The 14866-nt window shown below is 58.2% G+C and carries 10 protein-coding genes; 4 read left to right on the top strand and 6 right to left on the bottom strand.

From position 1 onward, the window contains the following. Nucleotides 1–261: 261 nt before the first annotated feature. From K349_RS0107555 to K349_RS0107580, 3 genes are all read right to left on the bottom strand, one after another. Nucleotides 262–1659: an HD domain-containing phosphohydrolase gene (locus K349_RS0107555; protein ID WP_029165250.1), complete on the bottom strand. Its 1398-nt coding sequence runs from the start codon at nucleotides 1657–1659 to the stop codon at nucleotides 262–264. 766 nt (nucleotides 1660–2425) lie between these two features. Next, a complete protein-coding gene (locus K349_RS0107575; protein WP_051464288.1) occupies nucleotides 2426–3664 on the bottom strand; it encodes a type III PLP-dependent enzyme in 1239 nt (412 codons plus the stop codon). 156 nt (nucleotides 3665–3820) lie between these two features. After that, nucleotides 3821–4222, bottom strand: a complete 402-nt coding sequence (locus K349_RS0107580) for a hypothetical protein (protein WP_029165252.1) — start codon at nucleotides 4220–4222, stop codon at nucleotides 3821–3823. Nucleotides 4223–4631: 409 nt separating this feature from the next. Between K349_RS0107580 and K349_RS0107585 the strand changes: the two genes are divergently transcribed. The 4 genes from K349_RS0107585 (at nucleotide 4632) to mnmE (ending at nucleotide 10501) form a co-directional block, all read left to right on the top strand. Then, on the top strand, nucleotides 4632–5840 hold the full coding sequence (locus K349_RS0107585) for an aminotransferase-like domain-containing protein (protein WP_029165253.1): 1209 nt from the start codon (nucleotides 4632–4634) through the stop codon (nucleotides 5838–5840). A gap of 295 nt (nucleotides 5841–6135) precedes the next feature. Next, nucleotides 6136–7344 carry an aminotransferase-like domain-containing protein gene (locus K349_RS0107590; RefSeq protein ID WP_029165254.1) on the top strand — a complete coding sequence of 403 codons (1209 nt, stop codon included), beginning with the start codon at nucleotides 6136–6138 and terminating at the stop codon, nucleotides 7342–7344. 154 nt (nucleotides 7345–7498) lie between these two features. Then, a complete protein-coding gene (locus K349_RS0107595) occupies nucleotides 7499–9001 on the top strand; it encodes a leucyl aminopeptidase (RefSeq protein ID WP_029165255.1) in 1503 nt (500 codons plus the stop codon). A 42-nt stretch (nucleotides 9002–9043) separates the two neighbouring features. Beyond that, nucleotides 9044–10501, top strand: coding sequence for a tRNA uridine-5-carboxymethylaminomethyl(34) synthesis GTPase MnmE (gene mnmE / locus K349_RS0107600; protein WP_029165256.1), 1458 nt, complete (start codon nucleotides 9044–9046; stop codon nucleotides 10499–10501). 120 nt (nucleotides 10502–10621) lie between these two features. Here the strand turns inward: mnmE and cysK are convergent, their stop codons facing one another. From cysK to fusA, 3 genes are all read right to left on the bottom strand, one after another. After that, nucleotides 10622–11551 carry a cysteine synthase A gene (cysK, locus tag K349_RS0107605; RefSeq protein WP_029165257.1) on the bottom strand — a complete coding sequence of 310 codons (930 nt, stop codon included), beginning with the start codon at nucleotides 11549–11551 and terminating at the stop codon, nucleotides 10622–10624. A 2-nt stretch (nucleotides 11552–11553) separates the two neighbouring features. Beyond that, entirely contained in the window at nucleotides 11554–12216 is a 663-nt protein-coding gene (epsC, locus tag K349_RS0107610; RefSeq protein ID WP_029165258.1) for a serine O-acetyltransferase EpsC, read from the bottom strand. Nucleotides 12217–12703: 487 nt separating this feature from the next. Beyond that, nucleotides 12704–14791, bottom strand: coding sequence for an elongation factor G (fusA, locus tag K349_RS0107615; RefSeq protein WP_029165259.1), 2088 nt, complete (start codon nucleotides 14789–14791; stop codon nucleotides 12704–12706). Between the last annotated feature and the right edge of the window lie 75 nt (nucleotides 14792–14866).

Here is a 14866-nt window from a genome sequence, read left to right on the forward strand (position 1 = left end):
GAAGAGGAGCAGATACCAGCGCCACAAAGAGATCGAGAGAAGAGCATCCAAAACATAACGACGCCTCCAGAAAAAAATGTTAGCGCCACTTATAGCACCAATCCGTGCCGTGGTCAAGGAGGATTTCTAAGGAATCTCTGAATAAGGCTGCGCCAGCCCCGCAGGGCGCCTCGCAGAGCCTGATGCGACCCGAGTCAAGGAAAAGCGAAAGGTCTTTATTCAGGGCTTCCCTAAACGAAAAGACAGTTTGACCGAAGTATGTCACCCTGTTTCAGGAAGGAAGGCGAATCCCTCATCGAAAAGGGCACAACAGGCCCCGGCGATATGGGGATCGTAGAGAGAGCCCGCCTTGCTCCGCACCTCGCCGAGAGCACTCTCGATGCCGAGAGACGGCCTGTAGGGCCTGTGGGAGAACATGGCCTCCACCACATCCGCCACAGCGAGCACCCGGGCTTCTACCATGATGGAATCCCCGCAAAGTCCTCTGGGATAGCCGGAACCGTTCAGGCGTTCATGGTGCTGGTGAACGATTCTGTCCAGCGGCCAGGGAAGGCGGACAGCACCGAGAATTTCCGCACCGACTTCGGGATGTGTTTTGATGATCATGTATTCGATGTCGGTCAACTTTCCAGGCTTGCTCAAAATTTCCGAGGGTATCTTGATCTTGCCGATGTCGTGCGTCAGAGACGCCATGAACACCGCATCGACCGTCTCCTTTCCCAGCTCGAGTTTTTCCGCGATGGCCTTGGCAAGCTCGGCCACGCGTCGCTGATGCCCCGCCGTATAAGGATCCCGAACCTCTACGAGCTTCGCCATGGTCCTTACCGTATCCCGCACGGACTCCTCCAGTCGCAGCAGGCTCTTCCGGAGATCCTCGTCCCGTTCGAGAAGACGCCGCTGCATCTCTTCGGATTCAGTGAGGTCCCGCAAAACAAGAACCGCTCCGACCAGCGCTCCCGACGTGGAGAAAATCGGCGAGGCGGAGACATTCACCGGCATGGAGACATGGGAGGCCGAGGCAAAAAAGGAAACACGGGTCGTACAGGAAACGCTCCTGCCTTCCCGCAATGCCAGCCCAAGAGGATCCACGTTCCCACCGTTGAAAGCGAGAAGCGTTCCGGCGGGCATTCCCGCAGCGCGCTCCTCTCCGACGCCGGTAACAAGCTCCGCCCGAGGATTCATCGTCTTCACCCTGCCATGGGCGTCGGTACTGATCACTGCATCTTCGAGACTTCGGAGTGTTCCGCGAAGCCATTGCTCCCCTTCCTTCAAAAGCCGCTCCATTTCGTGCTTTTTCAGTGCGACTTCGATGCTCGCCGGCAGAGTGAGATCGTCTACGGGCTTGAGCAGATATCCGTAAGGACTCGTCGCCTTGGCCCTCGCAATGGTTTCCTCATCTGCGTAGGCAGTGAGGTAGATGATGGGGACATCGAAACGGCTGAGTATTCGTTGCGCCGTTTCGATACCGTCCTCGCCTCCCTTGAGGCGGATATCCATGAGAATGAGGCGAAGAGGCGTGCGCTCCACGAAAGCGAGCGCCTCGTCTCCGGTACAGGCAACTCCCACCACGGAAAAACCGGCTCTCTCCAGCTTGTTCCGAAGATCCTGAGCAAAAATGAGCTCGTCCTCCACCAGAAGGATCGTTCTCTCGTCCGCCACGACGAGTCCCCCCTCTTCTTCTCTGCTACAGGAACCATTACCGCGAAGAAAACACGAGAAAAAAGACTGGGGTTTCGCCCGCACGGCGCAAGATGCCCCCGAGAACTCCCTCTTTCCCGACTCTCATTTTCCCAAATCTTTTCAACTTTCACAACACCTTTGCAAAAGAAGGGACTGTTGTTTCGGGGTCCTTGCGGAAGCCTTTCTCAAAAACAGCCGGTACGGCAGGAACGTTCCGGAACGCGCCGGAACAAGATGATGATAAAGAGGTGTCCGACTTTTTGCCCCGATGAGCGCTGAATCGTGAGAACCCAGCGGACCGGACGAACCCGCACAAGATCACTCGCACACTCTGGTTTCGGAAAAAGAGTTGCGGAACAGAGGACGCTCTTCGGGCACAAAAAACATCTCTCGGAAATCCATGAAGCACTCTCGTCAAAAATCTTGACACAAGGACACTTGACTAGCAAAATGAAGCATGCTAGAATGCAGTCGTGGGCAGGTTGATCGCCTTCCTCCAGGACAGTAAGGCACAGGTAAGCAGTTTCCAAGGCAGTGAGTGCCCCGTAATTGGACACGTAAAGTAGGGTAGGTAGGGTGTGGTTGAGCAGCGCATGAAGAAATCTCCTCAAGAAAGCACCTTTGCAAGTCACTTTCGGACGGAACGGAAGGCGACGACCTGCCCCTGAAAGACACGGAGACGACCGGGAAAATTTTCCCGGTCGTCTCCGTGTCTTTCTCCCGAAACCCCTTTCCGCATCCCCTGTCAGGGAGCGGGGAACTCCTTCTCGCAGAACTCTTCCTCGTCGAAAACGTAGGCTTTCAAGGGAGGAAATCCGTTGAAGTTCACCGAACAATAGCTTTGCGTGTATGCTCCGGTGGTAAAAAAGTACAGACGATCCCCCTCCTCGATGTCGGCGGGGAGTTCATATTTCTCGTTCTCGTAGAGAATATCCACACTATCACAGGTCGGACCAGCGAGAATGACATGCTGACAGGGTCCGGTCCGCTCGGAGTAGATGGGATACTTGATCGCCTCGTCGAGTGTCTCGATGAGGCCCCCGAATTTCCCCACATCCAGATAGACCCAGTTGTATTGGTTGAACTCTGACTTCTTGGCAATGAGTACCACTTCTGTGACGAGAATGCCCGCGTCTCCCGCGAGAAATCTTCCGGGCTCGACAAAGACGTCGGGTAACTCATCGCCGAAGTCCTCCCGGAGAAACCGGGTAATCTCCCGGGTGTAAACCTCCGTGGCAAGGGTCGGCGCCCGGTAGTTCGCCGGAAACCCTCCTCCGAGATTAATCATGCGAAGGGTAATCCCTTGTTCTTTCGTTGCGTCGAAGAGATACTTGCACGTCGCGATGGCGTGATCCCACTGGCCGATATCGCGCTGCTGCGACCCCACGTGAAAGGAAATGCCGTAGGGATCGAGACCGAGTTCCGCCGCCGAGAGGATGATGCGGTAGATCGTGTCGGGATGGGCACCGAATTTTCTCGAGAGCGGCCAATCCGCTCCGCTTCCGTCGGTGAGAATGCGAAAGAACACGCGAGACCCCGGAGCGTTTTCAGCGATCTTGAGAACATCGCTGTCAGAGTCGGTGGCGAAGAGGCGCACTCCCTTTTGGTACGCGTAGGCAATGTCACGGGCTTTCTTGATTGTGTTGCCGTAACTGAGACGATCCGGAGAAACACCGAGACGCAGCATCTGATCCAATTCATGGATGGACGCGATATCGAAACAGGCTCCCTTGTCGATGAGCATGCGTAGAATCTGCTCGTTCGGATTGGCCTTCACCGCGTAGTAGATCTTCGCGAAAGGCAATCCATCCTGCAGTTCCTGGTACTTCCGCGCCACTTTCCGCAGATCGATCACGAGAAAAGGAGTTTCCTTGTTCCGGCTGAACGTCTTGATACGTTGGAAACGCTCCTCCGAAATGTAACGCTCCAGATCGAACTCGAAATCCCTTGTGCTTTCCACGTACCGCTCTCCCTTCTTGCTCATTCCCCGAGGTCCTTCCCCGAAATGAGGATGTAGAAAAACAGGGTAAGTGTACGCGCTGGGAAAGGGATTCGCAACAACGGAAGGCCACGCGAGGCAACGGTTTTTCTGCTTTTGCCTCTCAATCCGATAACGGATCGGAGGAACGCTTTTCCTGTTTCAGACTCGAAGAACAAAGGTGGGGGAGAAGAACTCCTTGGTATAACGGGGGTTGTCATGCACTCGATAAGCCTGTCTGGCCGTATTTTCGCGCAATGCTCGAAAACCCGGACTCCATTCGGCGAAAACCGAACTGTCCGAGGAATACCCCTCTCCTACAAAAGAACTCGACGGAAGATGCGTCGCCTGCCGTGGAACAAGTCCGACCACTCGCCCCCCCGCAACCTGGGACGCACGAAACAGTGCTTCCCGGAGTTCCCTGGAAGGACTTCCTTCCACATCACCATGAGGATAAAAAGGGAAATGCACGTCCTTCCGCTGCTCGAGCCGTGCTTTTCGCCCGGGAGTGTACTGTTCGACGAATTCATCATAACTCGGCCACAGAAGCATCCTTGCGTTCATGGTCGTTCCGTCCCTGGTGGAGAGATATTTTTCATGTTTTATTCTATTCTAGCGAAGAAATAACACTGTGCAAGTCCCACCGTTCATGATTCTGAAGAATCAGACGAGACCGGGACAAAATCGACCGAACTCTCGAAAGCCGTACCATCGGATGGGACCGACGGGAGGACACTTTCTCAAGAAACCGCGAGTAAGGTCCAATGCACGTTCCTGCGTACAAAAGTGGTATACTGTCCTCGAAACAGGCAAAGAAGCGTATCGAACCCCCGGCGGAACACGCCGGGCTTTCGCAAAAAAAGGACACCGGACAAGAAACTTCCATCTCGAAAGGGAGTTTCGGCTGGGAAAAACGAGAGGGAGCAGCAAACATCCACAAGGAGCTTCATATCCTGCAAGAGGAGGAATCGTCATGTCCGCGCAAATGTGGGAGTCCCTGTACTCGGAGGTGGGGCGCACTCTGCAACCTTCGCCCATTCGGGAGCTGTTGAAGCTCACGAAAAAACCCGGCATGATCTCGTTCGCCGGGGGCATGCCCGACCCGGACATCTTTCCCGTGGCGGAATTCGAGGAGGCATCGGGAATCCTCGCGAACAGGGGGAAGGAAATTCTGCAGTACGGCGCCACCGAGGGATATGAGCCGCTCAAGGCTTTTCTCGCGGAATGGATGGCACCACGCATGGGACGTGTGACCGCTTCGGAGGAAATGTGCATCACCACAGGCTCGCAGCAGGTCATGGATCTTTTCGCCGCAGTCATGCTCGACCCCGGTGACGTCGTCATCGTCGAGGCTCCTACCTATCCAGGGGCACTTCATTCCCTGAAGAATCGCGGAGCCCGCTTCGTCTCCGTTCCCTGCGATGCGGAGGGCATGCAGGTGGATCTCCTTCCCGGCATCATCGAGTCCCTGCGCAAGGAAGACAAAAAAGTCAAGTTCATCTACTCCATCGTAAACTTCCAAAATCCCTCGGGAGTTACTCTGTCGGCGGCACGCCGGCGCACCCTCCTCGAAACGGCATGCAAATACGGTCTTCCCATCTTCGAGGACGATCCCTACGGCCATCTTCGCTTCGACGGCGAACACGAGCCCACGATCTTCTCCATGGACAAAGAAGGCATCGTCCTCTATGCCTGCTCTTTCTCGAAGATTCTCGCTCCGGGAACCCGCGTGGCCTGGGTTGTGGGTCCCAAGGACATCATCCGAAAAATGGTCATGGTCAAGCAGGGAAGCGATCTCTGCACCAGCGTGGTAGCACAGGCCCTGGTGTACGAATATTGCCGTCTCGGACATCTTGACGGATTCCTTCCCAAGATTCTTTCTCACTATCGGCACAAACGGGACGGCATGGCGAAGGCCTTCCGGGAGTACCTCCCGGAAAAGACGGAATATGCCGTTCCCCAGGGGGGCTTTTTCTTCTGGCTCCGCCTCCCCGGAATCGACACGAAAGAGCTTTTCTACAAGGCCGTGGATCGCGGCGTAGCCTTCGTCATCGGCGAATCCTTCTTCCCCGGTGGGGGCGGAAACGAGTTCGCCCGAACTTGCTTCACCTTCGCGAGCGAAACCGAGTGCGAAGAGGGGGCGAAACGACTGGCCCTCGCCATCGGCGACCTGGAAAAGTGACGTGCCATCCGCGTGGGAAACCGTGCGATACGAAAAATCTCCGCAGGCGAAAAGGGGGAACCGTGATACCCACTGGTGCAACGTCGTTATCCTTTTCTCCCCCGGATATCTGAATCGGGGATTTTCTTACAGAATTTCCCGAAAATCCGGGGGATAGGCTATTCCAGGAAAACTTCACGCTGCGTCCGAGAAAACGCACCGCGACGCTCCCACTTCTCCCTGAAACGGACATCCTACGCTCTATGCGGTATACTCCGACAAGAAAGACATAAACACACGATAAGGAGGCAGCAACATGACGTACTGGGAGAAGCTCTACAGTCGTACGGCCCTGGATCTGAAACCTTCACCGATCCGGGAGATGCTCCATGTGATCCGTAAGCCGGGTATGATCTCCTTTGCGGGAGGGATGCCCGACCCGGACATTTTTCCCGTGGAACAGTTCGCCGAAGCCTCGGGAATTCTCTCAAAGCAGGGACGAGACGTCCTGCAGTATGGCACCACCGAGGGATATGATCCTCTCAAGGAGTTCATCGCCACATGGACGGAACCCCGTATGGGGAGAAAAACGGACCCAGCCTCGGAAATTCTCGTCACCAGCGGCTCCACCCAGGTGGTGGACCTGCTGAACTGGTCCCTCGTGAACCCCGGGGATTGCATTGTCACCGAAGAGCCGACGTTCCTCGGATCGACGCTGAACATGCGCAACCACGGCGCGGAAATTCTCACCGTTCCCTGTGACGACGAGGGAATGAGAACGGACATCCTGGCCGAACTCCTCGAAAAAGCTCGCCGGGAAGGCAAAGCGGTCAAGTACATCTACTCCATCGTCAACTTCCACAATCCTCTCGGGTGCACCCTCTCGATGGAGAGGAGACAAAAACTTCTTGATCTGGCCTACACCTATGACGTCCCCATTCTTGAGGACGATCCCTACGGATACGTTCGCTTCGACGGTGAGCACCTTCCCTCTCTCTTCTCCCTTGACAACCGGGGCATCGTGCTTTTCGCCTGTTCTTTTTCGAAGATTCTCGCACCGGGGACACGCATCGGCTGGTGTGTCGGCAACAAGGAGATCATTCGCAAGATGGCGGTGTTCAAGCAAGGCGTGGATGTCTGCACCAGCGTGGTCTCTCAGGCCATGGTCTACGAATACTGCCGCCTCGGTTATCTGGAGAGCTTCCTTCCCCGGATCATCGACCATTACCGGAAAAAACGGGACGCCATGGAAGAAGCGTTCCGTCGCTTCCTCCCCCTTGAGGAAGTGTCCTGGGTGAAACCTCAGGGAGGGTTTTTCTACTGGTTGGAGACCCCTCGCATCGAGGCCAAAAAGCTCTTCGAGAAGGCCGTCGAGAACAACGTGGCCTTCGTTCTGGGTGAACCCTTCTATCCCAACGGGGGAGGACTCCACAATTTCCGCATGTGCTACACCTTTGCGTCCCCCGAACAGATCGACGAAGGATGTCGTCGCCTCGGCACCGCCATGAAGGAATTGCTGCGCTGAAAAAATTCTTTCCGGCCCTTTCGAGTCCTGACGATCTCCACTGGCTCGAACCATCCGCGTCACACACAGTTCCGGAAGAGCCGCCGGTTCCGAAGCGAAAGGATCCGCCAACGGATTCGAAAGACAGCACGATCATACGGGAGGTTCATTATTCATGTCCGTTTCCGTGTTCCCCGCGCCAGCAACACCCTCCGAATTCACGTCGGAGGCTCTCGGAATCACCCTTTTCGAGGAGGATCTTTCCCGCCTTGAAGAATTGGGAAATCCCTTGGCACCCCTTCTCGCCGAGGCTGCGGGACTCCATCGCTTCTCCGGCAAAAAGGAACAGGCGTTTTCCCTGCCGCTTCCGTCTTCCCTGGGGGTCTCCACCGTCCGCCGGGTCTATGTGGCGGGCATGGGACCCTCCGCCAAGGCGACTTGCGATTCCTGGCGCTTCGCCGCTGCGGGAATCGCAAAAAGCGCCGTCAGGGACAAGGTGACCGAACTGCTGCTCTGGAGCCCCGGCGCACTTGAACCCCCCTGCGGCATTCCGAAGGGCACCGCCACCAAAGCACTTGTAGAGGGAGCGCTTCTGGGAAACGACCGGGGTACCTCGTTCCGCACCAAAAGGGAGGACGACGACAACGGAGAAGCATCGCTCGCACGCCTTTCTGTCGCCGGAGGCACCGAAGAGGACTTGACCGCGGGACGCCTCTTCGCGGAGGCGCAGATCTACGCACGCCATCTCGCGAATGAACCGGGCAACATGGTAAATCCCTTGATCCTCGCCGAGCGGGCTCAGGCGCTTGCCCAGGCGGAAGGACTCGAATGCACCGTCTACGACGACACGGCGATCCGGGAGATGGGCATGGAAGGGCTCTGGTCTGTCGGCAAAGGATCCAAGACGCCTCCTCGCCTCATTCATCTCGTATACCGCCCCGACGGCACACCCCGAAAAAAAGTAGCCCTCGTCGGCAAGGGGCTTACCTTCGACAGCGGCGGCCTGAACATCAAGACAGAAGGACACATGCGCACCATGAAGGGCGACAAGAGCGGCGCCTGCGTCGTCCTGGGAACCATGCAGGCCCTGGCGCGCCTCCGCCCCGATCTGGAGGTGCACGCTCTCGTGGGCGCCGCGGAGAACATGCCCGATGGCGGTGCCTACCGCCCCGACGACGTGGTGCGTGCGAAAAACGGGAAAACCATCGAGATCGACAACACCGACGCGGAAGGGCGCGTCACTCTTGCGGACGTTCTCTGTTTCGCCTCGGAACTCGCGCCCTCCATGATCATCGACGTAGCCACCCTCACGGGTGCCTGCGTGGTGGCCCTCGGAGAGTATACGGCCGGGCTCTTCTCCAATTCCGACGCACTGGCGGAACGCATCTACGCGAAAGGAAAAGAGACAGGGGAACGTTTCTGGAGACTTCCCCTCGACGACGAGCGTCTGCGCAAGAAGATCTCCTCGCCCATCGCGGACGTGCTGAACTCCGGCGGCCGCTACGGCGGTGCCATCACCGCCGCCATGTTCCTTCAGGAATTCGTTGCGGAGGGGATCGACTGGGCGCACCTGGACATCGCCGGCGTGGACAACTACAAGGAACCCTACGGCTACTACGGCAAGGGAGCCACCGGCTTCGGCGTGCGGATCCTTCTGGAAGTGCTCCGGTCTCTCTAGCCGGAGGCGGCACGTTACGGACGCTCCGGGGAGAATGCGAACATGACGGACAGCGAAACATCCCGCGACGGGAACACCGTACCCCGAACTCCGCCGGATGCGTTTTTCCCTGAAGAAAGCGGCGATGGTGCGAAAGAAAGCACCATCGCCGCCATCGCCACCGCGCCCGGAGAGGCGGGCATCGCCATCGTCCGCCTCTCCGGACCGAAGGCCGGAGCACTCGCTTTGGCCCAATTCACCCCATTTTCCGGCACGAAGGAAACCATTTCCCCCCGCACGTTCCGCCTCGGCGTGTTCCAGGACGGCACAGGTCAGCCTCTCGACCAGGTGCTCTTCGTCCTCTTCGCCGCCCCCCGGAGCTACACCGGCGAGGAAGTGGCGGAACTCCACTGCCACGGAGGCACCCTCGCGGCAAAGCTCGTCCTGGCCGAACTCTTCACTTTGGGCGCCCGTCCTGCGGAACCCGGTGAATTCACCCGCCGGGCCTTTCTGAACGGGCGTATCGACCTCGCCCAGGCAGAAGCCGTTCTCTCGGTCATTCGCGCCCGGAGCGACGCGGCACTTCGAGCCGGCGTCCGTACACTCCAGGGGCGTTTTTCCTCGCGGCTCAGGCCCCTTCACGACAGCATCCTCCGTCTTTCCGGGCTCCTCGAAGCCTCACTGGATTTCCCCGAGGAAGAGCTCCCGGAGTGCACAAACGAGGGTGTGCTCCGGGAACTGTCGGCGCTCTCCGAGGCATTATCCCGCATCTATGAGCGCAGTCGCCAGGGAAATCTTCTCCGTGAGGGCGTTCGCGTAGCCCTGGTGGGGCGTCCGAACGTGGGAAAATCCTCGCTCCTCAACGCTTTTCTTCAGGAATCGCGGGCCATCGTGACCGCTGTTCCGGGGACGACCAGGGACATCATCGAGGAAGTTCTCACCCACAAGGGCGTGCCGCTGCGCCTCCTGGACACGGCGGGCATCCGCACTCCCGAAGGCCCCGTGGAGGCCCTGGGCATCGACCGGGCGAACCGCGCCTTCGAAGAAGCGGACATCCGGCTCTGGGTGGTGGACGGAAGCGAGCCCCTGACCCGCGAGGACGAGGAACTCGCCTCCCGACTGGCGCCACGCCCCCACCTGGTAGCGATCAACAAGGCGGACCTTCCGCTCAGGACAGGTCCGGAGGAGATACGCACCCTTCTGTGGGAAAGTACGATTGTCGTCCTTTCCGCCGAACGCGGAGAGGGTATCGAAGAATTGAAGGACGCCCTCGTGCGGCTCTGGGGAAACGATGCTTCCGACGATGAGGCACACAATGTCTCCTCCAGGCAGGTGGAGGAACTCCGCCTTGCTCTGGACGCCCTCTCCGCGGCGAAAGGCGCACTTTCCTCCGGCCTGGGGCAGGATGCGGCGGCCACGGCCATTGCTGAGGCCAGGGGCTGTCTGGAGCGGATCCTCGGTCTCTCCTGGGATGACGCGCTCCTCGACACGATCTTCAGCCGCTTCTGCATCGGGAAATGACTCAATCCACCCGACACGATCGAGGGACCCCCGCCTCGTATGGACAACGCCCCGGAGCAAAGGGGACCATGGAGAGCAATTCCCCCCTTACGCGCTCCCCTTCGTCGTCTTCTTCACGTTTCAGGTGAATGTTCCTCGAAAGACGCCCAAACTGAGATATTTGTCCCCCCGGTCTGGAGAAAGGGTGACCACTACGTCCTCCGGGGAAAAGAGTCGGGCGATGTGCCGCGCCGCCGTTACGTTCGCTCCCGTGGAGACCCCGCAGAAGAGCCCGAACTTTTCCGCAAGCCAGCGCGTGGCTTCGAAGGCATCTTCGGTGGACACGGAAAGAATCTCGTCCACCACATCCCTGTCGAAATTACGAGGCACAAATCCGGCCCCGATCCCCTGAATCCGGTGAGGACCAGGCGTTCCTCCACTGAGAACCGGGCTTTCCGAAGGTTCCACCGCCACGATGCGCACCTGGGGATACACGGCCTTGAGAGTACGTCCCGCACCGGAAAGAGTTCCCCCTGTACCGACTCCGGCGACGAACGCTCGGAGATGCGCACCTCTGAGGGCCGTCAGAATCTCTGGACCCGTGGTAACCTGATGTGCCCAGGGATTTCCAGGATTCGAAAACTGATCCGGCAGCAACCCTCCCGGAATTTCCTGAAGCAGCTCCTGCGCTCTCCGCACCGCACCTCCCATCCCTTCCGCAGCAGGAGTGAGAACGAGATCCGCCCCGAGGGCCGCCAGTACGGCCCGTCGTTCCAACGACATTGACTCGGGCATGGTAAAAATCACGCGAAGTCCGAGCGCCCGCCCCAACATGGCGAGGGCGATACCGGTATTGCCCGATGTCGGCTCCACCAGCACCGTTTCCGCGGAGAGCTTTCCTTCCGCCTCGGCGTAGCGGAGCATTCCCCAGGCAGCGCGGTCTTTCACGGATCCTCCCGGGTTGTTGCCCTCCAGCTTCACGAGAATCGTCGCACCACCCTCCGAAGGCAATCTCAAGAACGGCGTTTCGCCTATCCGAGACACGACCACAGCATTATCAACACGAAACATCCTCACGCAACTCCTCTCGCATCCGAATCCGCCGCATTCTCCAACTCTTTGAGCCTTTCGTGGAGCCTGTGGTACTCCTCCTCCAACGCGTCGAGGCGCTCCAAAAGGGTTTTCGGATTCCATAGGACTCTCCCACCATGCTTGATTGCAAAGGCGGGAAAACCCACTACGGTCGTTTCGGGGGGGACGTCTTCCACAACCACTGCCCCGGCTCCGATTCGTGCCCCCCTGCCCACGGTGATGTCTCCCAAAATTTTCGCGCCGCTACCGAGAAAGGCTCCCGCCTCCACGGTGGGATGGCGTTTCGCCCCGGCCTCGTTTCCTCGGGCACCGAGAGTGACTCCCTGGTAAATCGTCACCCCATCACCGACACGGGCGGTCTCGCCGATGACCACACCCATACCGTGATCGATGAACACCCCTTTTCCGATCTCGGCTCCGGGATGGATCTCGATGCCCGTGAACCAGCGCATCACCAGAGAGAGAAAGCGGGGAAGGACGGGCAGCCGCATTCTCTTGTGAAGAAAATGGAACAACCGATGCCCAAAAATTGCCCAAAAGCCAGGCGTACAGAGCACGATCTCGAAAAAACCCCGGAGTCCCGGCGGAATGGATGGATCCATTCGTCGTACGGAACGGTAATCTTCCCTCAACGTCGTCAACACGGCATCTTCCTCCTTGCTCTTTCCGAACACAAAAAATCGGGGGTTCTCCGCAGTTGCGGCAGAACCCCCGATTTTCGCCATTCCAACGGGATCTTACGCTATGACGCGTTTTCTTTCGGTTTTTCCGCAGCACCGCTATAGGCCGCCGCGGAGAGAAACCCGCGGTGGGAAACTAGACGTTTCTCCACCGACAACAACAGAAAACGTTCGTCAATAAAAGCATGATCCGCAATACCTCCTTCAAACACCGCTCCACAAGAAGAAGAACAAACTGCCGTCATTGTAGCGGCTTTTTCGATTCCGTCAAGTCCTCGATCTGTCCGACACACCCACAAATCCGTACACCGGACAGGCAAGCGCACGCCAATGGCGAAATTCGGGAAGATCCCTGGAGCCTCGGGAATAACGCATCGGCGGAAAAGGGCATCTCCCCAGGGAGTTTCCGGGAGAACGCCTCACCTCGCGGTCGTATCCCCTGCGGCGACAATCAGTCCTTCTCTTCCTCCGCCTGAGCCTGGTATTCGGCGACGACTTTCTTCGTCACTTCCGCAGGAGCCTCCTCATAATGGGAGAAGGCCATGGTGAAATTACCCCGCCCAGAGGTCATGGAGCGAAGGACGATGGCATAACGGAACATCTCTCCCATGGGAACCTGGGCCTTCACGACCTGGAGGCGCCCCTTGGAGTCGATACCCATGATACGCCCTCTCCGGCTGTTCATGTCCCCCATGACATCCCCCAGGTACTCCTCCGGCACCACCACTTCCACGTTCATGATAGGCTCCAAGAGAACGGGAGAGGCGCTCTTCATGGCTTCCTTGAACGCAAGGGATGCGGCGATCTTGAAGGCCATTTCCGAGGAATCCACGTCATGGTAGGAACCGAACACGAGGGAAGCCCGTATGTCCACCATGGGGTACCCCGCCAGATATCCCTTCGGAAGGGCTTCGCGCAATCCTTTTTCAACTGCGGGGATATAGGACTTGGGGACAACACCTCCCACAACCTTGTCCAGAAATTCGAATCCTGTCCCACGTTCCATCGGTTCGAACTCGATATGAGCGTCACCGTACTGTCCACGGCCTCCGGTCTGTTTCTTGTATTTTCCCTGTGCCTTGGCCTTCTTCTTGATGGTCTCCCGGTAGGGAACCCGCGGCGTACGGGTCTCCAACTCCACACCATACCGCTCCTTGATCCTGGAGAGCATGATGTCCAGATGCAGGTCACCCATGCCGGAGAGGATATTGTCGTTCGTCTCAGGGTCTTTCTTATAAGAAAGCGTTGCGTCCTCTTCGAGCATGCGGTGCAGCGACGTGGCGAGTTTGTCCTCGTCGGCTCGGCTCTTGGGCAGGACCGCCACGCTGTAGACCGGAAGCGGGAACTGGATGGGAGGAAAGGTGAGGGAGCATCCCTTGACGGCGAGCGTGTCGCCCACCACGGTGCTGTGAAGTTTCGGAATCGCCAGAATGTCTCCCACCACTATGTCCTTGGTGTCCTTGCCCTCCTTGCCGCACATGAGTTTGAAGGCGCTGACGCGTTCTTCCTCTCCTTTATTCACGTTGTAAATAGGCTGATCGGACGTGAGCGTCCCGGAAAAGACGCGGAGGAAGGAGAGCTTTCCCACGTAGGGGTCAACCATGACTTTGAAGCAGAGCGCCATGAAGGGACCTTTTGGGTCTGGGGCAACCTGGACCTCCTCGTCGCCCTTCAGCGCAGGACGAGGAGCCATTTCGAGAGGCGAGGGAAGGACATCCGCGACGATGTCAAGGAATTGGTAGATCCCTACGTTGGCTCCGCTGTCGCCGGGGATGACCGGAAAGAGACGCCGCTCGCGCACGGACTTGCGCAGCGCGGGAACGAGTTCCTCCATGCTGATCTGCTCCCCGTCGAGGTAGCGCATCATCAACTCGTCGTCCGCCTCGACGATGCACTCCACGAGAGACTCCCGGGCGGCTGCGACCGCATCGGCCATGTCGGCGGGAATCGGTCCCTCGCTCATGTCCTTGCTTCCGTCTCCCTTGTAGAGATAGGCTTTCCCGGAGAGAAGGTCCGCCACGCCCTTGAAGGTCGTCTCCTTTCCGATGGGGAGGAAGAGGGGCATGGCGCGCTCCGTCATGTACTGGCGGATCTCGCCGAGAGAGCGCTCGAAATCCGCGTTTTCCCGTGCCATTTTGCTCAGGAAGAAAACGACGGGGATATTGAAATCCTCCGAGAATTCCCAGGCTTTTTCGGTCTGGACCTCCACGCCGTGCACGCCGCTCACCACCATGACCGCCGCGTCGGCAACGCGCATGGAACTGCGCATGTCGCCAATGAAGTCCGCATAGCCTGGCGCATCGAGCAGATACAGGGTCTTGCCCTTGTACGGCAGGGTCGCCACCGATGCGTTGATGGAGATCTGGCGCTTCTGTTCCTCGGAACTGAAATCGCTGACGGTGTTGCCATCCTCGATCTTCCCCATACGGGTCGTCACGCCGGCATCGAACAACGCAACCTCGGTAAGCGTCGTCTTACCCGATCCTCCATGTCCGACAACGACGACAGCCCTGATATCCTCGGGTTTTCGCGTCCCCATACGTCCATTCCTCCTCGTTGCAACATTTTGGGTCACCTTCAGTACACACACAACCACATGTATGCCTGCGGCAAG

It is taken from the genome of Aminiphilus circumscriptus DSM 16581 (assembly GCF_000526375.1).
GTDB classification, from domain to species: domain Bacteria; phylum Synergistota; class Synergistia; order Synergistales; family Aminiphilaceae; genus Aminiphilus; species Aminiphilus circumscriptus.

Excerpts from the sequence above, each read along its gene's own strand:
- K349_RS0107585 (WP_029165253.1), top strand. The coding sequence starts at position 4,632 with ATGTCCGCGCAAATGTGGGAGTCCCTGTACTCGGAGGTGGGGCGCACT.
- mnmE (WP_029165256.1), top strand. The coding sequence starts at position 9,044 with ATGACGGACAGCGAAACATCCCGCGACGGGAACACCGTACCCCGAACT.
- K349_RS0107590 (WP_029165254.1), top strand. The coding sequence starts at position 6,136 with ATGACGTACTGGGAGAAGCTCTACAGTCGTACGGCCCTGGATCTGAAA.
- fusA (WP_029165259.1), bottom strand. The coding sequence starts at position 14,791 with ATGGGGACGCGAAAACCCGAGGATATCAGGGCTGTCGTCGTTGTCGGA.
- K349_RS0107580 (WP_029165252.1), bottom strand. The coding sequence starts at position 4,222 with ATGAACGCAAGGATGCTTCTGTGGCCGAGTTATGATGAATTCGTCGAA.
- cysK (WP_029165257.1), bottom strand. The coding sequence starts at position 11,551 with ATGTTTCGTGTTGATAATGCTGTGGTCGTGTCTCGGATAGGCGAAACG.
- K349_RS0107575 (WP_051464288.1), bottom strand. The coding sequence starts at position 3,664 with ATGAGCAAGAAGGGAGAGCGGTACGTGGAAAGCACAAGGGATTTCGAG.
- K349_RS0107595 (WP_029165255.1), top strand. The coding sequence starts at position 7,499 with ATGTCCGTTTCCGTGTTCCCCGCGCCAGCAACACCCTCCGAATTCACG.